We start from the raw sequence: 20,915 nt of genomic DNA, 5'->3' as shown, positions 1-20,915 counted from the left end.
GGTTCCTCACACCTGTTGATAGCCACGGAGATTGGTGAGCAGCAGGTAGGTGTCCTGGAGCGAGCCCGAGGTGTCGCCGAGGGAGCGGTAGATGCCCCACTTCGGTCGGACCCGGTCGGCCAGGAAGGTGTCCACGCCGGTCTTCGAGGCGTCGATCACGGTGGCTCCGCCGGACTTGAGGATCCAGCGGACCGAACCCGCCGAGCCGTTGCCGACCTTGATCTGGAAGTCGACGTCGGTCCATTTGTCGTGCAGCGGGTCGAGGTCGGTGCGGCCGACGAGGATGTCGTCGACCGCGAGCTTCAGTTCGATGGTCTGCTTGCCGTTCACCCGCCGCAGCGACTGCACGACGATCGGCGAGGTGCCGGTGCCGGGCTGCTTCATCTGCATGATGTGGGTGAAGGTGGTGGTCGCCTTCAGCGAGCTCGGGATGTACATCGAGTACGTCACCCGCCAGGTCTGGCCCTCGTTCCACTTGAGGTAGCTGCTGGAACTCGTGCGCAGGCCGGTGACCTCCTGGCGCTGGCGGTCGGTCGAGGTGTCCCGGTCGACCATGTGCATGTTGAAGCGCCAGTTGTCTCCGGTGGCGTAGATGTGCGGCTGTCCGGCCGGGTGGGAGTCGGCGCGGTCGTCCTCGACGGTCTCGAACGCGCGGAGTCCGTCACCGCTCGCCGACGGCTGCCACTTGAGCTGCCAGGACGCCGCGTGCGCGGCGGTCGCGGGCAGTCCGACAGCGGCCGTGGCGGCTCCGGCGAGCGCGGCCCCGAGAACCGCCCTTCTGGATGTTGTGCTCATGACACTTGACCTCGCAGTTGCTCGTTCATGATCAGGAAGGCCCCGAGACCGTGGAAGTCGTTCACGGCCCGGGTACGGGCGACGTAGTACGCGTAGTCGCCGACGTTGGTGCCGACGGAGATGTCGGCGAGGTCCGTACGGCCGTCCGCGCCGACCGACAGCTCGGCGAGGACGCCCTGGTAGCCACGGCGCGCGACGTCCGCGTAGTGCGGGTCGAGGTAGTGCTGCTGGGCGCCGCGCGAGAGCGCGTAGGTGAACATGCTGGAGCAGGAGGTCTCGGTCCAGTTGTCGCTCCGGCCGCCCTTGTCGATCACCTGGAACCAGCGTCCGGTCGCCGGGTCCTGGTACTTCTCCAGGCCGGCCGCCAGCTTCCGGAAGATGGTGAGGAGCTGTGGGCGGCGGGGCTGGTTCGCCGGGATCGCGTCCAGCACGTTGACGATCGCCATCGCGTACCAGCCGACGGCGCGGCACCAGTGCTCGGGCGCCAGGCCGGTCTGCGGATCCGCCCAACTCGCGCTCTTCGACTCGTCGTAGGCGTGCCGGAGCAGGCCGTTCGCGACCTGGAGGTGGCCGCCGTAGACGGCGAGCTGCCTGGCCGCCTCGTCGTCGGTGTACGCGCTGTCGCCGAACTCCTTGCCGTACTCGACGAGGAACGGGTTCACCATGTAGACGCCGTCCGACCAGAGTTGATGGGCGCGGCTGCTGGTGTCGGCGTGCCAGAAGCCGCCGTCGCTCGTGCGCGGGTAGGTGTTCAGGCGGTCGCGGATCTTCTTGGCCGCCTTGCGGTAGCGGTCCTGGCCCGTCTCGTGGTGCAGGATCACCAGGAGCCGGCCCGCCTGCATGCTGTCCAGGCTGTCGAAGGACTGGCCGATCGAGCCGTCGCTCTTCACGAACCGGTCGACGTAGTTCTTGATGTAGGTGAGGTAGCGGGCGTCGTGGGTGCGCTGGTAGGTGAGGTACTGGCCGTAGAGGTAGAGGCCGACCGGGTAGGACCAGCCGCCGATGGTGGCCGGGGTGTAGCGCGCCATGGTGGAGTCCACGACCGCCGTCGACCAGTCGGTGGCGGCGGCCGGCGGCCTGGCCGGGGCGGCGGCCGCGGCAAGGGCGGGCGCGGGTACGGCCGCCGGGAGCGCGGCAAGGGTGGCGGTGGTGAGCGCCACTGCCGCCAGGGCGGCTCGCAGGCGTTTCATGGTCCTCCTTCTCGGTGGGCGGCGGCAGCCGAGGTCCGCCGCAGGGACAGGCGGTGGTGGTCGGGGGCGTGTCGGCAGGCCGGGTCGGTGTTGCGGGCGTCTCCGGTGAGCGCGTACGCCTGGCAGCGGCAGCCGCCGAAGTCGGTGGTGCGCAGGGCACAGCCACGGCACGGCTCGCGCATCCAGGACTCGCCCCGGTAGGCGTTGAAGGCGTGGGACTCCCGCCAGATCCAGTCGAGTCGACGCTCCTTGACGTCGGGCGGGTCGAGGCCGGGCAGGGTGGCCGCGGCCGGACAGGGCAGGACGGTGCCGTCAGGGGTGACGGTGAGGGAGATCCGGCCCCAGCCACCCATGCAGGGTTTCGCCGTGCCGGTGAGGAGATCGGGGGTGACCCAGACCAGTTCCGGTTCTCCACCCAGGAGTTCGCGCCGGCGGAGGACCGTCTCGCGGGCCCGCTCGACCTGGCCGGGCAGCGGCAGCAGGGCGGCGCGGTTGCGGGCCGCCCAGCCGTGGTACTGGGCGTTGGCCAGCTCGATCCGGTCCGCGCCCCAGGCCACGCCGAGCGCGATCAGGTCCTCGACGGCGTCCAGGTTGCCCCGGTGCAGGACGACGTTCAGCCCGAAGGGCAGGGCCGCCGCCCGGATCAGCCGGGCCGCGCGTTCCTTGGCCGCGAACGAACGGGCCCCGGCGATGCGTTCGGCGGCCGTCGGCTCCGCGTGCTGCACGGACAGCTGCACCCCGCGCAGCCCGGCGCCGACCAGCCCGGCCAGCCGCCGCTCGCTCAGCCCGACCCCGCTGGTGACGAGCTGGGTGTACAGGCCGGCGGCGTCGGCGGCGGCGACCAGCTCGGGCAGATCACGCCTGAGCAGCGGCTCGCCGCCGGACAGATGGGTCTGGACGACGCCCAGCTCACCGGCCTGCCGGAACACCTCCGCCCACTGCCCGGACGTCAACTCCGCTGACCGACCGATCAGTCCGACCGGATTGGAGCAGTACCCGCAGCGCAGCGGACAGGCATGGGTGAGTTCGGCGAGCAGCGCCCAGGGCGGTTCGACCCCGGCCGACGGGTCCGACCCCGCGTCGGTCATCGCAGCCACCCCCTTCTCCGTAACGCCGTCAGGAACTCCGGGACCTCGGCCGCGACCGGGGCGCCCGGGAACGCCGTGGCGAGTTCGGCGACGATCTCCGTCACCGACCGGCTGCCGTCGCACAGCCGGAGCACGCCGCCCGCCCGGCCGTGCAGCACGACCACGCGTTCGGGCAACAGCAGCAGATCGATGGAGCGCACCCGGTCGTGGCGCAGCACGACCGTGCGGGCGAGCACCGGCCGCCAGGTCACCACCCGCCTCCGTCCTGGACGTCGCCCCAGCCCGCGGTGTCCCCCCGGTCCACCGCGTCCAGCAGCGCCCACAGCACCTCGCACTTGTAGGCGAGCGCGGCCAGGGCGCGTTGCTGGTCCTCACGGGTGCGGGCCCAGGCCAGGACCAGCGCGAGAGCTTCCGCGCCGTCCCGGGCGCCCTGGTCGACGCGGGTACGGAAGTAGGCGAGCCCGGCCGGGTCGATCCACGGGTAGTGGCGTTCGAAGGCGGCGATGCGGGTGCGCATCAGGCCGGGTGCGGACAGTTCGGTGAGGGAGGCGGCGACCGCGTCCAGTGCGGGGCGCAGGCGGCAGAAGGTGACGTACCCCTCGACCGCGAAGCGCACCCCTGGCAGGACCCGGGAGCTGTCCCACAGGTGTTCGCGAGGGATGCCGGCCGCCTCGCCGAGGCGCAGCCAGCGCTCGATGCCGCCCTCGCCGTCGGCGGTGCCGTCGTGGTCGCGGATGCGGCGCAGCCACGGACGGCGCAGTGCGGGACGGTCGAGTTTGGCGAGGATCAGGGCGTCCTTGACGGGGATGTGCCGCTGGTAGTGGAAGCGGTTGGTGATCCAGCGGCGCAGTTCGGCCGGGGTCAACTCGCCACGGTGCATGCGCCGGTTGAAGGGATGCCGGTCGTGGTAGCGGTCGGCGGTGACGGCGCGCAGCCGTTCGGTGAACTCCGCGACCGGCCAGGGGCCGGCGGCCGTCCCGGCATGGACGGGGGTGACGGTCATGGCGGGCCGCCCGGGCGGATCAGCGGTCGCCGAGGGCGTAGCCGGTCACTTCCAGGGCGGTCTCCACGACCTGGTAACCAGGGCTTCGCCAGACCTTTTCATCCGATGTCTGCGGTGCGGTGGGCTCCGGTTGACGGTCCTCGGAGGTCGTCTCGTTCATGGGATGGGTACCTGCTTTCCTGAGGTTGGGGGGTCTCAGAGCGCAGAGAGAGGTTTCTCTTCCACAGGGATCCGCCGGAAACCCCACAGAGAAGTTCACATCTCTGCACCAGGTTCAGCGATACGTCCGACGATGCGCACCAGAGTCCCGGCAGAAACCGACCGCGGTCAATGGTCCGGACCCATAACGTCGGATGCATTTCCGGCCAATCTCCGCCCACGGCGGCTGACCCGCCGGTCACTTCCGGCGGATTCCGCGGTCAGGAATGCATCCGGGCCGGTGATCGTTGACGATGGGAGTACCACTTGTCGACAACCTAAGGATCGAGAGCTCGTGAGCAAGGTCCCCCCGAAAATCCTCAACAACGGCGTGGAGATGCCCCAGCTGGGCTTCGGCGTGTGGCAGGTGCCGGACGACGAGGCCGAGCGGGCCGTCGTCACGGCGCTGGAGGCCGGGTACCGCAGCATCGACACAGCGGCGATCTACGGCAACGAGGCGGGCACCGGCAAGGCGATCGCCGCCTCCGGCGTACCGCGTGAGGACATCTTCGTCACCACCAAGCTCTGGAACGCCGACCAGGGATACGACGCCACGCTGCGCGCCTTCGACGCCTCGCTGGCCAAGCTGGGCCTGGACTACCTGGACCTGTACCTCATCCACTGGCCGCTGCCGGCCCGGGGCAAGTACATCGACTCGTACAAGGCGTTCGAGAAGCTGCACGCCGACGGCCGCATCAAGGCGATCGGCGTCTCCAACTTCCTTCCGGAGCACCTGGAGCGGCTGATCGCGGAGACCTCGGTCATCCCGGCGGTCAACCAGATCGAGCTGCACCCGCATCTGCAGCAGCACGCGTCCCGGGAGTTCCACGAGGAGCAGGGCATCGCCACCGAGGCCTGGTCGCCGCTCGGCCAGGGCAAGGGGCTGCTGGAGGTGCCGGCCATCGTCGCGATCGCGCAGAAGCACAACCGCACCCCGGCCCAGGTCGTGCTCCGCTGGCACATCCAGCTGGGCAACGTGGTGATCCCGAAGTCCGTGACGCCCTCCCGGATCAAGGAGAACATCCAGGTGTTCGACTTCAGCCTGGACACCGAGGACCTCGCGGCGATCAGCGCGCTCAACGAGGACCGGCGCATCGGCCCGGACCCGGCCACCTTCGACATGGGCTGAGCGGAGTCGCAGCACGGGCCGGGCGAGAGTCCGGTCCACCCCGGCCGTCCCCCCGTACGCAGGGCGGGACGGCCGTTCGCGTTCCCGACTCCGGTGCGGGGCTGGTCAGTCGGGGTGTACGTCCGCGTGGACGACCTCGAACTCCTCCAGTCCGACCACGGCGACATGCGCCTTGGCGGCATCCGCGCGCCGGGCCGCCGCCTGCCCGGCGCGCGAGGCGGCCATCGAGGCGCGGTCGACGAAGAGCGAGCCGACCATGCCCCGGCCGCGCTGCCGGTCGACGAACAGGGAGCACCGGGCGAAGCCGGGCAGCGCTTCGAGCCGCGGTATCGCCGAGGAGCGGAACGTCTCGGCGAACAGGTCCGTGTCGGCGGGGTCGAACTCCACCCGGGTGGAGCGCATACCGCCGCCCGCCCTCGGCGGCTGCACCGAGTGGAAGACGGCCACCTCGTAGTTCTCGACGGCCACGGTGCCCGCGAACGGCTCCAGCATCGGCCCGCGCCGCTCACGCATCACCTGGTCGCTGTTGCGCCGGGCAGCCTCGGAGCCCCACCAGCTCACCGCGAGCAGTTTGCCGAGCTCCCGGTCGACGAAGACGCCCGCACCCCGGTACTCGGGGCGTTCTTCGAGCAGTTCGCGTCCCTCGCTGTTCAGCGCCCTGACGGCCGCTTCGACCTTCGCCGGATCGCCGGTGACGTACACCGCGCGTACGAACATGACCCCTCGCCTCCCAGGAGCCACCACCGGAGCCACCGCTCAACCCCCGCACGGCTCCTGCGCAAATATCCGGAATGTCCTGCCACACCAGTGTTCCCCGGCCCTGATATCACCGCAATGCGCAACAAATCACCGAGTTGACATCCAGGGGTTGACGCGGACATGCAGGCGGGTCCACCTTGTACGACACCCGGTCAGGAAACTTTCCTAACAGAAGGGGACCCCCCACAGTGCGCATCCGAACACTGACCCTTGCCGCGGCCTCCGGGGCCGCACTGCTCGCCGCCGGAGTGCTTCCCGCGAGCGCGTCCGGCGCCGCCGTACCGAAGTCCGCCCAGGAGGGCTCGGTCAGCGCGGCGGACCTGCTCGCCAAGGTGAAGTCCTGTTCCCAGATCTCCAGCGGCAAGTACAAGACCGACGACGAGACCTCGGCCACCATCCCCGTCTGCGGCAAGAACGGCGCCGTCTTCTGGAAGGCCGACATGGACATCGACTGCGACGGGCAGCGCACCACCAACTGCAACGAGGACCGCGACCCCTGGTACCAGGACGACACCGCCTTCCACCAGTCCGACGGCAAGCCGCTGAAGGCCGAGTCGCTGCCGTACATCGTGGTCCCCAGCTCCAGCAGCATCTGGAACTACTCCAGTGCCGGCATCAAGGGCGGCGGCGTGGTCGCCGTGATCTACAACAACAAGGTCGAGTACGCGGTGGTCGGCGACACCGGCCCCACGAAGATCATCGGCGAGGCGTCGTACGCCACCGCCAAGGCGCTCGGCATCGACCCCGACCCGGCGACCGGCGGCGCCGACTCCGGCGTGACGTACATCTTGTTCAAGAACTCCAAGGTGTCCCCCATAGAGAGCCACAGCGCCGCGGTCTCCCTCGGCGACCAGCTGGCCAAGCAGTTCCTCGCCAACAACTGACCGAGGCGCTTTCGCGCCGCCACCGGCCCGGGGAGGGCGGGCGGCCCGGTACCGGGCACGGTACCGGGCCGTCGTGGCGCGGCACTGCGAGCGTTCCCGGTGAACGTTCGCGAGGTCAGGTGCCACAGGTGGCGCGGTACGGCACGGACGGCAGGTACTGCCGCCACTGCGCCCGCGACGCACCGCCGCCCGCCCGGACGCACAGGTCGGCCGCGCCCTCCCGCGGCCGCGACGGGACGCTCCGGTCGGCGAGATGAGGGTGGCGATGTGCAACTCCCGGGCCCCCGCGGGGAATCCGAGGGCGAGGACCCGGCCGTCGCCGGCCGGTACGGTCGCCGGGGCCGGCCCGGTCAGCCGGTGCGGGGAGAGGGTGTGCACGACGCTGGTCCGGCCGTCCTCCCGGCAGCGCGGGACGCCCGCCGCACGGCACCGCCTCGCGCCCCCTGCAGGGCGCGAATCGGCAGCCCGCTCAGGCGGGCCGTACCGCGGTGTGCACGGTGCGGACGCCGAGGACGAACAGGTCGGACCTGCGGTGCAGGCTCGCCGGGTCGGCCGGGTCGAGGAGGCGGTCCAGGGTGGCGCGGTCGTCGGCGGGGAGCTCGTCGGTGAGGGTGTCGCGGAAGCGGGAGAAGATCTCGACCGCGTAGGCGCGGGCCCGGTCGGAGGCGGGGGCGGGCAGGTCGAGCAGGAAGCTGCGGGTGCGGGCGTACTTGAGGCCGGCAAGGGACAGCAGCGTCGGCCAGTCCTCGGCCTCGGCGACCGAGCCGGGCAGTTCGGCGCGCATCCGGGTGAACCAGTCCTCCTGCAGCGCGTCCAGCCGGGCCTGGAGCCCGGGGCGGCCGATGCCGATGTCGCGGGGCAGGAACCGGGTGGGCAGTCCGCCTTCGAGGACGGCCAGGGTGCCGCCGGGGGCCAGCCGCTCGCCGAACGCGGTGAGCGCGGCCTGCTGGTCGCCGAGGTGGTGCAGGCTGTGCCCGGCCCACAGCAGGTCCGCCGGGTAGTCCGACTCGTCCAGCACACCGGGGAGTTCTCCGGCGAGCACGCCGAAGCGGTCGGCCAGTCCCTGCCGCTCGGCACGGGCGCGGGCCCGGTCGAGGAGCGGCTCGCTGCCGTCCACGGCCAGCACCCGCGCGCCCGGGAACATCTCGGCGAACAGACAGGACACCACCCCCGGCCCGCTGCCGAGGTCGACGATCAGCCCAGGCTCGGTGACCTCCTTTCCGAGCCAGCTCAGCGCGGTCTCGTAGAGGGGCGCGAAGAGCTCCGCCTGCGACTCCAGGTGACCGGCCATCTCGGCCCAGTCGATGTCGGTGTCCGAGTGGGCGTGGTGGTGGTCGTGGGTGTGGCTGGGCTTGTGGGTGTCCGTGTGGTGGTGGTCGTGCGCCATGGGATCAGCCTCTCGTCCGGGTGCCGCCAGAGTGCGACGACGCACCGCCCGGAGGCCACTCCTGTTGCCGGTGCGGCAAAAAACCGGATGCGGACGGCAAGGCGGACGGGCCACGATGACCGGGTGGACGACGAGTTGGCGGCACGCTTCCTGACCGACGGGCTCACATCTCGACGGGTACCGCCGCTGCTGGAGCCGTACGGAGAGGACGGCGTGTCCGGTCTGGAGATCGCCCCACGGCTGGTCGAGGCCTCCGCGCACCGCCCCCTCGCGTACGCCACCGGCCGCCCCGGCGACGTCTCCCTGTGCCACCCGTTCCTGGTGCACGCGGCCCAGCCGCACCACGGCACCCGCCCCCGCTTCATGGCCCAGCCACCCCTGATGCCGGCCGCTCCCTGCGAGTGGGAGCGGCCGGACGGGGACTACGCGCCGGTGGAGATCGCCATCCGCCGGGGCCTGACCCTCAAGACCTGACCCCGGCGACAACCGCGCCCCCGAAGGGGCGCGGGGCTGCTCCCCTGTGCGGCTGCGCCGCGCGGGCGCGACCAGCCACACACGGCCCGCAGCTTCGATCTCACCTCACCCGGCACTCACGACAACGGCGGGTACGCGTTGGCCATGAGCTGCTGGAACTGCGCGGAGAACCAGTGCCCGGACAGCGGCGCGTTCGGCAGGGCGCCGGACATGTTGTTCCCGTTGCGGGCGTTGCCCGTGTACGTCGGGTCGCACATCTGGTCGAAGCCCTTGCCCTCGTCGTTCGGGATGGCGGTGCTGGAGCCGTCGGACTCGCCCGGAGGCTTCATCCAGACGTAGGCGTCGATGCCGGCGGCCGGGCTGGCCTGCGGGCGCTCGCCGAGGCCGGCTCCGGACTGGTTGCACCAGTTGCCGACGTGGATCCGGCGGTCGTAGCGGCCGCCGTCGACGTACGCGTCCACGCTGGTCGTCGGGCCGGGGCCGGCCGGGCGCGCGCTGCCTCCCCAGCCGTTGCGGGAGGTGTCGATCAGCATGCCGATGCCGGAGTTGAAGCCGACCGAGACCAGTTCGGTGCGGAAGGCCTGCGCGAAGGAGAGCTCGTCGACGTAGCGGTTCCAGTCGACCCACTTGGACTGGCGGACGGAGGTGCCGTTCACCGAGTCGTTGATGGTGAAGTTGTTCTCCTTCAGGGCGCTGTAGTTGGCCGTGTTGGTGATGAAGCCCTGGACGTCGTCGACGGTCGCGCCCTCGCTGGTGGCCGCCTGCTTGAACACGTTGGCCGCCGGGGCGAAGTTGTCGTCCCAGCCGAGCCAGCCGTGGTGGCCGGCGTCGAGGTAGTTGTAGACGTTGGGGATGGCACCGAGCTTGGCGAGGGCGTAGCCGACGCCCTTCACGTAGTTGCCGTTGGCCAGCATGGTGTTGCAGTTGGCGGTGGCGGTGGCCCGGCTGCCGGTGTTGGTGACGAGGTTGGGCAGCGAGTCGATCTCGATGGTGGTGACGATCCGCAGCGAGGCGTACTTGCTGTCGGAGAGGATCGCCGCGATCGGGTCGATGAACTGCGTCTTGTACTTGTCGATCTCCGTCGGACCGAGCTCGCCGTTGGAGGCGAGGGCGGCGCAGTCGCGTCCGGGCAGGTCGTAGATGACCAGCTGGACGACTTCCTCGCCGCTGCCCTTCTGGGCCAGGGCCGCGTCGAGGTGGTCGCGCAGGCCCATGCCGCCGTTCACGCCGTTGATCGCGGCGATGCGGTCGAGCCAGACGCCGGTGGGCTGGTTGGAGACGCGGGTGCCGCCCGGTTCGGCGGCGGCCTTCGCGGACCACTCCGGGTTCACGTACACCTTGGCGCCGGAGTACGGGTTGTCGACGCGGGTGCCGGAGCCACCGCTGTTGCCGCCACCGCCACCGCTGCCGGTGCCGTCGTCGACGTTGCAGGTGACACCGTCGAGAGTGAAGGAGGTGGGGATCGCGTTCGTGCCGCTGTAGGACCCGTTGAGGCCGAAGCTGACCGAACCGCCGGTCGCCAGCGTGCCGTTGTAGGTCTCGTTGCCGGCGGTCACCGCGGTGCCGCTCTGGGCGACCTTGGCGTTCCAGTAGCTGGTCACCTGCTGGTTACCGGCGTACGACCACTTCACCGCCCAACTCGACTTGGCGGCCGAGTTGTTGGTGACGGTGACGGCGGCGGTGAAGCCGGCGCCCCAGTCGTTCTGGATCTTGTAGTCGACGGTGCAGGGAATCGCGGAGATCGCCGACTCGGCGGCCGGGGTCACGGCGACCGCCGGCCCGGACACCCCGGCGACGAGCGCCAGGGCGGCGAACACCGCTGTTCTGGTACGACTCATGAGTGCGGGTTCCTTCTTGTTCGGTGGACGTGCTTCTTCGGTGGACGTGCTTCTTCGGTGGACGTGCTTCTTCGGTGGACGTGCTTCTTCGGTGGACGTGGCTACGGGTTGATGGCCCGCAGGTGGTCGCGCAGCCCGACGCCGTACGCCGTGGGCGTACCGCTGTAGTCGGAGATCAGGGACGGGCCGGAGGAGCAGTCCCAGGTGTTCCAGGTCCAGCCCAGGTAGGACAGGCCGCGGTCGTCGAACCACTTCATGACCTGGTCGACGAAGGCGTGCGAGCAGGTGTTCTCGCCGATCTCCCCGGCGACCAGGGGGACCTGGGCCGCGACCGGGGCAAGGGTGGAGTTCCAGCAGCTCTCACTGGCACAGGTGTTGAAGTTGTAGCCGTGGTACGCGGCGACGAGGTTGCCGGCCGGGTCGGTGGGCTTGTACGTCAGCCACTGGCTGAGGTCGTTGGAGTACGCGAGCCCGCCGATCATGATGACGTTCCTGGCGCCGGCGCCCCGGATGCTGTCCACCAGGTCCTGCATCCCGGCGACCTCGTAGCCGATCCCCGGGCAGGTGCCGCCGTCCCGCCAGCACTGCCAGGCCTGGGTGGCCGTCGAGGTCGCCCGGTCCGGGTAGGGCTCGTTGAACAGGTCGAAGACGGCCGCCTGGTCGTCCTTGAAGGTGCCGGCCACCGAGGACCAGAAGGACGGGGCGTACTGGGCGTCCGGCATCGGCTTCTGGCAGGTGGCGTGCACGTCGGAGCAGCCGGAGGAGTTGCCGGTGTACTGGCCGTAGGACCAGTGCAGTTCGAGGATCGGCGTCAGGCCGTACGACTCGACGCGGGCCACCAGGTCCTTCACGGCGTTGATGTAGTTGGCTCCCGCGTACTCGGGTTTGACGTTGGACAGGCCGAGCCAGCACTCCTCGTTGAGCGGGATGCGGATGGCGTCGGCCTTCCAGTCGGCGATCGCCTTGATGGCCGCGTCGTCCACCGGGCCGTCCCAGATGCCGTAGCCCTGCACGCACATGAACTCGCCGCCGGAGCGGTTCACCCCCAGGAGGCGGTGGGCCGTGCCGCCGGCGTCCACGAGCTTGGTGCCGGAGACGTGCAGGGCCGGTGCCGACCCGCCGGTGGGCGGCTCGGTCGGCGTCGGAGTCGGCGTGGGTGTGGGCTCGGAATCGACGTTGCACGTCGTGCCGTTGAGCCTGAACGCCGTCGGTACGGCGTTGCTCCCCGACCAGGAGGCGAGGAACCCGGCGCTGACACTGGCGCCGGTGGCGAGGGAGCCGTTCCAGCTCTCGTTCGTGGCGGTGACCGTCGTACCGGACTGGGACCACTTGGCGCTCCAGCCCTGGGTGACCTTCTGGCCGCCTCCGAAGTCGAAGCCCAGGCTCCAACTGCTCACGGCGGCCATGTTGTTGGTGATGGTCACCGAACCCTGGAAGCCGGTGTCCCACTGACTGGTGACCGTGTACTGGACCGTGCACGCGGGTGTGGCGCCGGACGCCGACACCACCGGCACCAGTGCGGCCCCGACGAGGGCGACCGCACCGGTGACGGCTAAAAGAACTGAACGCGGGGGGTGTCGCATGAGCGACTCCTTGCAGCTCGGGCGCGTCGTGACGGACGCGTCGACTGAACGGAATCGCTCCCACTGGTGCGAAGGAAGGTAGCGCCAAGTGGGGGCAAAGAACAGAGGAGTCGCTTGACTTTTCCTCAGTGACGTCCGTCGAATCTTTTCGACTCTTCAACAGCCTTGACCGCACCATGCCGCGTCCCCACTATGGGAGCGCTCCCACTGGTTCAAGCCTTGACTTCTCCCCGAGCCGCAAGCGCAAGGAGGAACCAGCACATGCAACCCGGATATGCCATGCACCCCGGGAGGAGACGCAGAGCCGTACGGCGGTTGTGGACCGCTGTCGTCGCGGCCCTCGCCCTGCCGCTGTCGATGCTCGCCACAGGCACGACTCCCGCTCAGGCGGCCACCGTCCAGTGCAGCGTGGACTACAAGACCAACGACTGGGGCACCGGCTTCACCGCCGACCTCACCCTCACCAACCGCGGTACCGACGCGATCAACGGCTGGACCCTGACCTACGCGTACACCGGCAACCAGAAGCTGGTGAGCGGCTGGAACGGCACCTGGTCCCAGTCCGGCGCCTCGGTCACCGTGCAGAACGCGTCGTACAACGGCACGATCGCGGCCGGCGCGGCGGTGTCGACCGGCGCCCAGTTCTCGTACACGGGCAGCAACGCGGCGCCGACCGCCTTCGCGATCAACGGTACGACCTGCGCCGGCGCCCACCAGCCGCCCATCGCCGTGCTGACCAGCCCGAGCGCGGGCGCGGTCTACACGCAGGGCGACGCGATCCCCCTGGCGGCCACCGCGGCGGCGGCCGACGGCGCCACGATCAGCAAGGTGGAGTTCTACGACGACACCACGCTGCTGGGCACCGACACGACTTCGCCGTACTCGCTCTCGGTCTCAAGTTTGACCGTGGGCAGTCATTCTCTGGTGGCGAAGGCGTACGACAGCCTGGGCGCGTCGGCGTCCTCGACACCGGTCGGCATCACGGTCGCCTCGGGCCCGGCGGTGGTCGCCTCGCCCACCCAGCTGGGCATCCAGCAGGGCGCGACGGGCGTGATCGGGGTGAGTCTGTCGAAGCAGCCGAGCGCCAACGTGACCGTGTCCGTGGCCCGCACGGCCGGCAACACCGGGCTGTCGGTGAGCGCCGGATCGTCGCTCACGTTCACGCCGTCCAACTGGAGCACCGCGCAGAACGTGACGGTGGCCGCGGACTCCGCCGGCACCGGCACCGCGACGTTCACGGCTTCGGCGACCGGCTACACCGGCGCCACGGTCACCGTGACCGAGCTGGCCGCGTCGAGCGCGTACGACGCGCGGTTCCTGGACCTCTACGGGAAGATCACCGACCCGGCGAACGGCTACTTCTCCCCCGAGGGCATCCCGTACCACTCGGTCGAGACGCTGATCGTCGAGGCCCCCGACCAGGGCCACGAGACCACGTCGGAGGCGTACAGCTACCTTCTCTGGCTGCAGGCCATGTACGGCAAGGTCACCGGTGACTGGTCCAAGTTCAACGGCGCGTGGGCCCTCATGGAGAAGTACATGATCCCGACCCACGCGGACCAGCCGACCAACTCCTTCTACAACGCGTCCAAACCGGCCACCTACGCACCGGAGTTGGACACGCCGAACGAGTACCCGGCGAAGCTGGACACGTCGGTGTCGGTGGGCTCGGACCCGATCGCCGGTGAACTGAAGACCGCCTACGGCACGGACGACGTGTACGGCATGCACTGGCTGGAGGACGTCGACAACGTCTACGGCTACGGCGACACACCGGGCGGTTCCTGCGAGGCGGGTCCGACGGCCGACGGCCCCTCCTACATCAACACCTTCCAGCGCGGTCCGCAGGAGTCGGTGTGGGAGACGGTTCCACAACCGACCTGCGACGCCTTCAAGTTCGGCGGCACGAACGGGTACCTGGACCTGTTCACCGGTGACTCGTCCTACGCGAAGCAGTGGAAGTACACGGACGCCCCGGACGCCGACGCGCGTGCCGTGCAGGCCGCGTACTGGGCGGACGTGTGGGCGAAGCAGCAGGGCAAGGGCAGTGACGTCTCCGCCACCGTGGGCAAGGCGGCGAAGATGGGCGACTACCTGCGCTACGCGATGTACGACAAGTACTTCAAGAAGATCGGCAACTGTGTGGGCCCGACGACCTGCGCGGCCGGCACCGGCAAGGACGCCTCGGACTACCTGCTCTCCTGGTACTACGCCTGGGGCGGCGCGACGGACTCCAGCGCGGGCTGGGCGTGGCGGATCGGTTCGAGCCATGTGCACGGGGGCTACCAGAACCCGCTGGCCGCCTATGCGTTGAGCTCGTACGCCGACCTGAAGCCCAAGTCGGCGACCGGGGCCTCGGACTGGGGCACATCGCTGACCCGGCAGCTGGAGTTCTACCGCTGGCTGCAGTCGTCCGAGGGGGCCATCGCCGGTGGTGCGACGAACAGTTGGCAGGGGCGGTACGCGAGCCCGCCGTCCGGTACGTCGACGTTCTACGGCATGTACTACGACTGGGAGCCGGTGTACCACGACCCGCCGTCCAACCAGTGGTTCGGTTTCCAGGCCTGGTCGATGGAGCGGGTCGCCGAGTACTACCAGCAGACCGGCAACGCCACGGCGAAGACGATCCTGGACAAGTGGGTGGCGTGGGCGCTGTCCAAGACCACGATCAACCCGGACGGCACGTATCTGATCCCGTCGACGCTCCAGTGGTCGGGGCAGCCCGACACCTGGAACGCGGCGAGTCCGGGGTCGAACAGCGGACTTCACGTCACGGTCTCCGACTACACCAACGACGTGGGTGTCGCTGCCGCGTACGCCAAGACGCTGACGTACTACGCCGCCAAGTCCGGTGACGCGACGGCGAAGTCCACGGCCAAGGCGCTGCTCGACGGCATGTGGAACAACTACCAGGACAGCCTGGGGATCGCGGTGCCGGAGACACGGGCCGACTACAACCGCTTCGACGACAGCGTGTACGTGCCGAGCGGGTGGAGCGGGAAGATGCCGAACGGGGACGCGATCAACTCGTCGTCGACGTTCGCGTCGCTGCGGTCCTTCTACCAGAGCGACCCGGCGTGGTCGAAGATCCAGAGCTATCTGGCGGGCGGGGCCGCGCCTGTCTTCACGTATCACCGGTTCTGGGCCCAGGCGGACATCGCGCTGGCCATGGGGTCGTACGCGGAGCTGCTGGAGTAGTTCCGGTGACTGCGGTGGCCGGCTGCGGGTTTCGTCGTGGCTGGTCGCGCAGTTCCTCCCCCGGCCTTCGGCCGGGGGTGCCCCAGCGCCCCTGACGGGGCGCTGCGCCCGACGCGCACTGTGACAGAACCGCTTGCCGGGTCGTCCTCACCCGCACTGGGGACGGCCCGGCAACTCTCACACCATCGAGAAAGCGCTTACCCCTCATCCCCCTCCGGAAGGGACCCCCGTGCGAAGAACCCGCATCCTCACCGCCGTGCTGGCCCTCGCCGCCGGTCTGCTCGTGGGCACCCCGCCCGCACTCGCCGCTCATGACACGCAACCGGTGACCCTGGCCGCCGACACCTACACCTGGCACAACGCCCGGATCGACGGCGGCGGATTCGTGCCCGGGATCATCTTCAACCGCACCGAGAAGAACCTCGCCTACGCCCGTACCGACATCGGGGGTGCCTACCGCTGGTCGGAGGCGACGAAGACCTGGACGCCGTTGCTGGACTCGGTCGGCTGGGACGAGTGGGGGCACACGGGGGTCGTCAGCCTCGCCTCCGACTCGGTGGACCCGGACAAGGTGTACGCGGCCGTCGGGACGTACACCAACAGCTGGGACCCGACCAACGGTGCGGTGCTGCGCTCCTCCGACCGGGGTGCCAGCTGGCAGAAGGCCGATCTGCCGTTCAAGCTCGGCGGGAACATGCCCGGCCGGGGCATGGGCGAGCGGCTGGCGATCGACCCGAACAAGGACAGCGTGCTGTACCTGGGCGCGCCCAGCGGCAAGGGGCTGTGGCGGTCGACGGACTCCGGGGTGACCTGGTCGCAGGTGACGAACTTCCCCGACGCCGGCAACTACGCGCAGGATCCCACCGACACCACCGGCTACGCCTCCGACAACCAGGGCATCGTGTGGGTCACCTTCGACGAGTCGACCGGTACGGCCGGTGCGGCGACGAAGACGATCTACGTCGGGGTCGCCGACAAGGACAACGCGGTGTACCGCTCGACGGACGCGGGCGCGACCTGGACGAGGCTCGCCGGTCAGCCGACCGGGTACCTCGCCCACAAAGGGGTGCTGGACGCGAAGAACGGCTACCTCTACCTCGCCTACAGCGACAAGGGCGGCCCGTACGACGGCGGCAAGGGCCAGCTGTGGCGCTACGCGACGGCGACCGGCACGTGGACGAACATCAGCCCGGTCGCGGAGGCCGACACGTACTACGGCTTCTCCGGGCTGACGGTCGACCGGCAGCACCCCGGCACGGTGATGGCGACGGCGTACAGCTCCTGGTGGCCGGACACCCAGATCTTCCGCTCCACGGACAGCGGGGCGACCTGGACGAAGGCCTGGGACTACACGTCGTACCCGAACCGCTCGAACCGCTACGCGATCGACGTCTCGTCCTCCCCCTGGCTGACCTTCGGCGCGAACCCGTCGCCGCCCGAACAGACGCCGAAACTCGGGTGGATGACGGAGTCCCTGGAGATCGACCCGTTCGACTCGGACCGGATGATGTACGGGACGGGAGCGACGCTGTACGGCACGGAGGACCTGACGAAGTGGGACAGCGGCGGGCAGTTCACGGTCAGGCCGATGGTGCAGGGCCTGGAGGAGACCTCGGTCGACGACCTGGCCGCTCCCCCGTCGGGCGGCGCCCAGCTCTTCAGCGCGCTGGGTGACATCGGCGGCTTCCGCCACACGGACCTCACCAAGGTCCCGTCGATGATGTACACGTCCCCGACGTTCACGACGACCACGAGCCTGGACTTCGCCGAGTCGAACCCGAACACCGTGGTCCGGGTCGGCGACCTGGACTCGGGCCCGCACATCGCGTTCTCGACGGACAACGGAGCCAACTGGTTCGCCGGGACGGACCCTTCGGGGGTGAGCGGCGGCGGCACCGTCGCGGCCGCCGCCGACGGGAGCCGGTTCGTGTGGAGCCCGGCCGGTGCCGGCGTGCAGTACACGACGGGCTTCGGCTCGTCCTGGTCGGCGTCGAGCGGGATCCCGGCGGGCGCGATCGTCGAGTCCGACCGCGTCGACACGAAGACCTTCTACGGTTTCAAGTCCGGCAGGTTCTACGTCAGTACGGACGGCGGGGCGACCTTCGCGGCGTCCGCCGCGGCCGGACTGCCGAGCGGTGACAGCGTGCGGTTCAAGGCCCTGCCCGGGACGAAGGGCGACGTATGGCTGGCCGGTGGCGCGACGGACGGCGCGTACGGCCTGTGGCACTCCACCGACGGCGGCACGAGCTTCACCAAGCTCGCGAACGTCGGCCAGGCCGACACGATCGGCTTCGGCAAGGCGGCGCCGGGAGCCTCGTACCAGACCCTCTACACCAGCGCGAAGATCGGCGGAGTGCGCGGCATCTTCCGCTCCACCGACAGGGGTTCGACCTGGACACGCATCAACGACGACGCGCACCAGTGGGGTTGGACGGGCGCCGCGATCACGGGCGACCCGCGGGTGTACGGGCGGGTGTACGTCTCGACGAACGGGCGGGGCGTGATCTACGGCGACACGTCCGACACCGGCGGGGGCGGCGGGGGCGATGACGGTGGCGGTGATCCCACCCCGTCCGGCGCCTGCACGGTCGGCTACACCATCACCAACCAGTGGACGGGCGGCTTCCAGGCGGACGTCCGGCTCACCAACACCGGCTCGACGGCGTGGAGCGGCTGGTCCCTCGGCTGGTCCTTCCCGGACGGGCAGACCGTCGGCCAGCTCTGGAACGCCGACTGGACCCAGTCCGGCACGGCCGTGACGGCCAAGAACGTCAGCTGGAACGGCACGGTGGCGTCCGGCTCCTCGGTGTCCTTCGGCTTCACGGGCACATGGACCGGCACCAACACCGAGCCCACCGCCTTCAAGCTCGGCGACCAGACCTGCACGGTCACCTGAGCCACCGGTGGGTGCGCACCGCACGGGGCGCGCACCCACCGTCTGACGTACAGGACGTACAGGCGCCCGGCCGCGGGGCCGTGCACCCAGCACCCGCTTCTCGCGAGTCGAAGGCGTCGGTTTCCTTGCCGTGGTCGAGCACGCCGGTCAGTGTGCGCCGTGGCCCGGGGCGATGGCCTCCACCCGGTGGGCGAGTTCGAAGTCCTTGCCGGTGACCGCACCGCCCACGCTGTGGGTGTTCACGGTGAGGGTGACGGTGTTGTAGCCGAGGGTGAGGTCGGAGTGGTGGTCGAGTTCGTCCTGGATGCGGGCGATGTGCACGACCAGGGCGACGGCGGCGAAGTGCGAGTCGAGGTGGTAGGCGCGGGCGAGCCGGTCACCCTCCAGCGACCAGCCGGGCAGCTCGGCCAGCCGGTCCTCGATCTCCTTCTGCGACAGTGGTGCGACGGCCATGGTGCGGCTTCCTTCCCGGGGACCGGCGAGGGGCGTATGTGCGCTCAGCCTGCCATGGCCGGGCCCTCCGGGCGGCGACCGCTCGCCGCCGTCAGCGCGTCGCCTGCGCGTCGCCTGCCCGTTGGTCGACGCGTCGCCGAGGGGGCCGCTCCTCGATCACGGTCGTACGCCTTTCGGCACGCGGTCATCAAATACCCGAACCCGTTGGTAAGTTGATGGAAGTTGTTCCCTCGACCAGGTGTGCGACGCGGCATCGCGTGACACACTGCTCCCCGTACTTGTGCACGTAGGGGAGGCGTGGCGTGAGTGAGCGGCGTGCTGCGCCCACGGTAGGACAGGTCGTGCTCGGCAAGCGGCTGCAGGAGCTGCGCGAGGCGGCCGGCCTGGGCCGGGACGAGGCGGCGCGGGTGCTGCGGGTGGCGCAGGCGACCGTACGGCGGATGGAGATGGCCGAGGTCGCCCTGAAAATCCCGTACATCCAGGTGCTGCTGGAGACGTACGGGGTGGCCGAGGAGGAGCAGGCCGCGTTCGTGCGGCTGGCCGAGGAGGCCAACCAGCCGGGCTGGTGGCAGCGGTTCCACGACGTGCTGCCGGACTGGTTCAGCCTGTACGTGAGCCTGGAGGGCGCCGCCCGGGTCGTCCGCTCCTACGAACCGCACTTCGTTCCCGGCCTGTTGCAGACCGAGGCGTACGCGCGGGCCGTGATGGAGGCCGGGACGATCGGCCACAGCGATCCCACGGCCGTCGAGCGGCATGTGGCGCTGCGCATGACCCGGCAGCGGCTGCTGGAGCAGGACGATCCGCCCCACCTGTGGGTGATCATGGACGAGACGGTGCTGCGTCGCCAGGTCAGCAACGACTGCGGAGTCATGCGCGACCAGGTCGACAAGCTCCTCGCCTACATCGAGCGGGACCGGATAACCCTCCAGATCGCCGAGTTCGCGAGCGGCCCGCACCCGGGGACGTACGCGCCGTTCACGCTGTTCCGGTTCGCCGAGCCCGAGCTGCCCGACATGGTCTTCACGGAGTACCTGACCGGCGCCCTGTACCTGGACTCCCGCGACGAGGTCGGGGCGCATCTGGAGGTCCTGGACCACATGACGGCCCGGGCGGCCTCGGCACAGCGGACCGAGGAACTGCTGCGGGAGTACCGCGACCGGATCTGATCTGAGGAGTACGGACTGTGACCGCACCCGAGCCCGCCCCGACCGCGATCGACACGAGCCGGCCGCATCCGGCGCGGGTGTACGACTGGTGGCTGGGCGGCAAGGACAACTACCCGGTGGACGAGGAGCTGGCCCGGCGGATCCTCGCCGTGGACGGCACCGTGCTGCGCGGGGCACGCGCCAACCGCCGGTTCATGCAGCGGGCCGTACGGACCGTCGCCGAGTCCGGCACCCGGCAGTTCCTGGACATCGGCACGGGCATCCCGACCGAGCCGAACCTGCACCAGGTGGCGCAGGGCGTGGCAGCGGAGTCGAAGGTGGTGTACGCGGACAACGACCCGATCGTGCTGCGCCACGCGGAGGCGCTGCTGCGGGGCACGGACGAGGGCAGCACGGAGTACGTGCACGCCGACGTCCGTGACGCCGACACCCTGCTGGCCCGGGCCGCCGAGACCCTGGACTTCAAGGAGCCCGTCTCGCTGTCACTGGTGGCACTGACCCACTACCTCGACGACGACGTGGACGGCGACGACGTGTACGGCCTGCTGCGCAGGTACGTGGCGGCGCTCGCCCCGGGCAGCCATCTGATCCTCTCCCAGGTCACCCCGGACCTCAGCCCGGAGGCGATCGAGCAGGCGGCCGCGAACTTCCGGCGCAGCGGGACGCCGTTCCACCCGCGTACGCTCCCCGAGTTCTCCCGCTTCTTCGACGGCCTGGAGCTGCTCGGCCCCGGCGTGATCCCGGTCTCCGGCTGGCGTCCGGAGCCGGTGGACGTGGCCGTCCAGGCGGAGGGCATCGTGCCGGTGTACGGCGGTGTCGCCCGGAAGGTCTGACCCGTCCGGCTGCCCTGAACAGGTGCGTTCCCGTGCCCGCC

17 protein-coding genes and 1 pseudogene are annotated in these 20,915 nt (G+C 70.1%); 7 read left to right on the top strand and 11 right to left on the bottom strand.

The genetic code is table 11. The features are described 5' to 3' along the window. Positions 1 to 6: 6 nt before the first annotated feature. The 6 genes from OHB00_RS41925 to OHB00_RS41900 are packed head-to-tail and all read right to left on the bottom strand — an operon-like array spanning position 7 to position 4,236. Positions 7 to 795 (bottom strand): heparin lyase I family protein, encoded by a 789-nt coding sequence (locus OHB00_RS41925; protein WP_406442969.1) that lies wholly within the window; start codon positions 793 to 795, stop codon positions 7 to 9. Then, positions 792 to 1,985 (bottom strand): glycoside hydrolase family 105 protein, encoded by a 1,194-nt coding sequence (locus tag OHB00_RS41920; protein WP_406442967.1) that lies wholly within the window; start codon positions 1,983 to 1,985, stop codon positions 792 to 794. Before OHB00_RS41920 ends, OHB00_RS41925 begins: the two co-directional genes overlap by 4 nt. After that, positions 1,982 to 3,073, bottom strand: coding sequence for a pyrroloquinoline quinone biosynthesis protein PqqE (pqqE, locus tag OHB00_RS41915; protein WP_406446210.1), 1,092 nt, complete (start codon positions 3,071 to 3,073; stop codon positions 1,982 to 1,984). The genes OHB00_RS41920 and pqqE overlap by 4 nt, the downstream gene beginning before the upstream one ends. Continuing rightward, on the bottom strand, positions 3,070 to 3,324 hold the full coding sequence (gene pqqD, locus OHB00_RS41910; RefSeq protein WP_406442965.1) for a pyrroloquinoline quinone biosynthesis peptide chaperone PqqD: 255 nt from the start codon (positions 3,322 to 3,324) through the stop codon (positions 3,070 to 3,072). The genes pqqE and pqqD overlap by 4 nt, the downstream gene beginning before the upstream one ends. After that, complete coding sequence (gene pqqC / locus OHB00_RS41905) at positions 3,321 to 4,076, bottom strand: pyrroloquinoline-quinone synthase PqqC (protein WP_406442964.1); 756 nt, start codon at positions 4,074 to 4,076, stop codon at positions 3,321 to 3,323. Before pqqC ends, pqqD begins: the two co-directional genes overlap by 4 nt. A gap of 19 nt (positions 4,077 to 4,095) precedes the next feature. Continuing rightward, the gene (locus tag OHB00_RS41900) at positions 4,096 to 4,236 is read right to left on the bottom strand and encodes a pyrroloquinoline quinone precursor peptide PqqA (RefSeq protein ID WP_406442962.1); all 141 of its coding nucleotides are present in this window, start codon (positions 4,234 to 4,236) and stop codon (positions 4,096 to 4,098) included. A gap of 375 nt (positions 4,237 to 4,611) precedes the next feature. Here OHB00_RS41900 and OHB00_RS41895 point away from each other — a divergent pair, with 375 nt between their 5' ends. Then, on the top strand, positions 4,612 to 5,403 hold the full coding sequence (locus OHB00_RS41895) for an aldo/keto reductase (protein WP_406446208.1): 792 nt from the start codon (positions 4,612 to 4,614) through the stop codon (positions 5,401 to 5,403). Between the two features lie 105 nt (positions 5,404 to 5,508). Here the strand turns inward: OHB00_RS41895 and OHB00_RS41890 are convergent, their stop codons facing one another. After that, on the bottom strand, positions 5,509 to 6,120 hold the full coding sequence (locus OHB00_RS41890) for a hypothetical protein (protein ID WP_406442960.1): 612 nt from the start codon (positions 6,118 to 6,120) through the stop codon (positions 5,509 to 5,511). A gap of 230 nt (positions 6,121 to 6,350) precedes the next feature. On the opposite strand from OHB00_RS41890, the gene OHB00_RS41885 reads away from it, so the two are divergent. Next, positions 6,351 to 7,046 carry a glycoside hydrolase family 75 protein gene (locus OHB00_RS41885; RefSeq protein WP_406442959.1) on the top strand — a complete coding sequence of 232 codons (696 nt, stop codon included), beginning with the start codon at positions 6,351 to 6,353 and terminating at the stop codon, positions 7,044 to 7,046. 469 nt (positions 7,047 to 7,515) lie between these two features. On the opposite strand, the gene OHB00_RS41880 is transcribed toward OHB00_RS41885, so the two are convergent. Next, positions 7,516 to 8,433, bottom strand: coding sequence for a class I SAM-dependent methyltransferase (locus OHB00_RS41880; RefSeq protein ID WP_406442957.1), 918 nt, complete (start codon positions 8,431 to 8,433; stop codon positions 7,516 to 7,518). 160 nt (positions 8,434 to 8,593) lie between these two features. Between OHB00_RS41880 and OHB00_RS41875 the strand changes: the two are divergent. After that, positions 8,594 to 8,907 (top strand): annotated as a pseudogene (locus OHB00_RS41875) (phytanoyl-CoA dioxygenase); the annotation flags it as partial. A gap of 116 nt (positions 8,908 to 9,023) precedes the next feature. Here the strand turns inward: OHB00_RS41875 and OHB00_RS41870 are convergent. Then, positions 9,024 to 10,745, bottom strand: coding sequence for a glycoside hydrolase family 6 protein (locus OHB00_RS41870; protein WP_406442956.1), 1,722 nt, complete (start codon positions 10,743 to 10,745; stop codon positions 9,024 to 9,026). 101 nt (positions 10,746 to 10,846) lie between these two features. Beyond that, positions 10,847 to 12,328, bottom strand: coding sequence for a cellulose binding domain-containing protein (locus OHB00_RS41865; protein ID WP_406442954.1), 1,482 nt, complete (start codon positions 12,326 to 12,328; stop codon positions 10,847 to 10,849). A gap of 279 nt (positions 12,329 to 12,607) precedes the next feature. Here OHB00_RS41865 and OHB00_RS41860 point away from each other — a divergent pair, with 279 nt between their 5' ends. Both OHB00_RS41860 and OHB00_RS41855 read left to right on the top strand, forming a co-directional pair. Then, positions 12,608 to 15,526 (top strand): glycoside hydrolase family 48 protein, encoded by a 2,919-nt coding sequence (locus OHB00_RS41860; protein WP_406446206.1) that lies wholly within the window; start codon positions 12,608 to 12,610, stop codon positions 15,524 to 15,526. Positions 15,527 to 15,755: 229 nt separating this feature from the next. Further along, positions 15,756 to 18,422, top strand: coding sequence for a cellulose binding domain-containing protein (locus OHB00_RS41855; RefSeq protein ID WP_406442952.1), 2,667 nt, complete (start codon positions 15,756 to 15,758; stop codon positions 18,420 to 18,422). 147 nt (positions 18,423 to 18,569) lie between these two features. On the opposite strand, the gene OHB00_RS41850 is transcribed toward OHB00_RS41855, so the two are convergent. Then, positions 18,570 to 18,875, bottom strand: coding sequence for a 4a-hydroxytetrahydrobiopterin dehydratase (locus OHB00_RS41850; RefSeq protein WP_406442951.1), 306 nt, complete (start codon positions 18,873 to 18,875; stop codon positions 18,570 to 18,572). 302 nt (positions 18,876 to 19,177) lie between these two features. On the opposite strand from OHB00_RS41850, the gene OHB00_RS41845 reads away from it, so the two are divergent. Further along, the gene (locus OHB00_RS41845) at positions 19,178 to 20,041 is read left to right on the top strand and encodes a helix-turn-helix domain-containing protein (protein WP_406442950.1); all 864 of its coding nucleotides are present in this window, start codon (positions 19,178 to 19,180) and stop codon (positions 20,039 to 20,041) included. Positions 20,042 to 20,058: 17 nt separating this feature from the next. Continuing rightward, positions 20,059 to 20,874 carry an SAM-dependent methyltransferase gene (locus OHB00_RS41840; protein ID WP_406442948.1) on the top strand — a complete coding sequence of 272 codons (816 nt, stop codon included), beginning with the start codon at positions 20,059 to 20,061 and terminating at the stop codon, positions 20,872 to 20,874. Positions 20,875 to 20,915 lie beyond the last annotated feature (41 nt).

It is taken from the genome of Streptomyces sp. NBC_00631, assembly GCF_045206895.1.
GTDB lineage: Bacteria > Actinomycetota > Actinomycetes > Streptomycetales > Streptomycetaceae > Streptomyces.
This window is presented reverse-complemented; position numbering and strand designations above follow the sequence as displayed.

Bases quoted from the DNA above. Each gene is read 5' to 3' on its own strand.
- OHB00_RS41880 (WP_406442957.1), bottom strand. From the start codon at position 8,433: ATGGCGCACGACCACCACCACACGGACACCCACAAGCCCAGCCACACC.
- OHB00_RS41920 (WP_406442967.1), bottom strand. From the start codon at position 1,985: ATGAAACGCCTGCGAGCCGCCCTGGCGGCAGTGGCGCTCACCACCGCC.
- OHB00_RS41860 (WP_406446206.1), top strand. From the start codon at position 12,608: ATGCACCCCGGGAGGAGACGCAGAGCCGTACGGCGGTTGTGGACCGCT.
- OHB00_RS41900 (WP_406442962.1), bottom strand. From the start codon at position 4,236: ATGAACGAGACGACCTCCGAGGACCGTCAACCGGAGCCCACCGCACCG.
- OHB00_RS41870 (WP_406442956.1), bottom strand. From the start codon at position 10,745: ATGAGTCGTACCAGAACAGCGGTGTTCGCCGCCCTGGCGCTCGTCGCC.
- OHB00_RS41850 (WP_406442951.1), bottom strand. From the start codon at position 18,875: ATGGCCGTCGCACCACTGTCGCAGAAGGAGATCGAGGACCGGCTGGCC.
- OHB00_RS41890 (WP_406442960.1), bottom strand. From the start codon at position 6,120: ATGTTCGTACGCGCGGTGTACGTCACCGGCGATCCGGCGAAGGTCGAA.
- pqqE (WP_406446210.1), bottom strand. From the start codon at position 3,073: ATGACCGACGCGGGGTCGGACCCGTCGGCCGGGGTCGAACCGCCCTGG.
- pqqC (WP_406442964.1), bottom strand. From the start codon at position 4,076: ATGACCGTCACCCCCGTCCATGCCGGGACGGCCGCCGGCCCCTGGCCG.
- OHB00_RS41865 (WP_406442954.1), bottom strand. From the start codon at position 12,328: ATGCGACACCCCCCGCGTTCAGTTCTTTTAGCCGTCACCGGTGCGGTC.
- OHB00_RS41895 (WP_406446208.1), top strand. From the start codon at position 4,612: ATGCCCCAGCTGGGCTTCGGCGTGTGGCAGGTGCCGGACGACGAGGCC.
- OHB00_RS41925 (WP_406442969.1), bottom strand. From the start codon at position 795: ATGAGCACAACATCCAGAAGGGCGGTTCTCGGGGCCGCGCTCGCCGGA.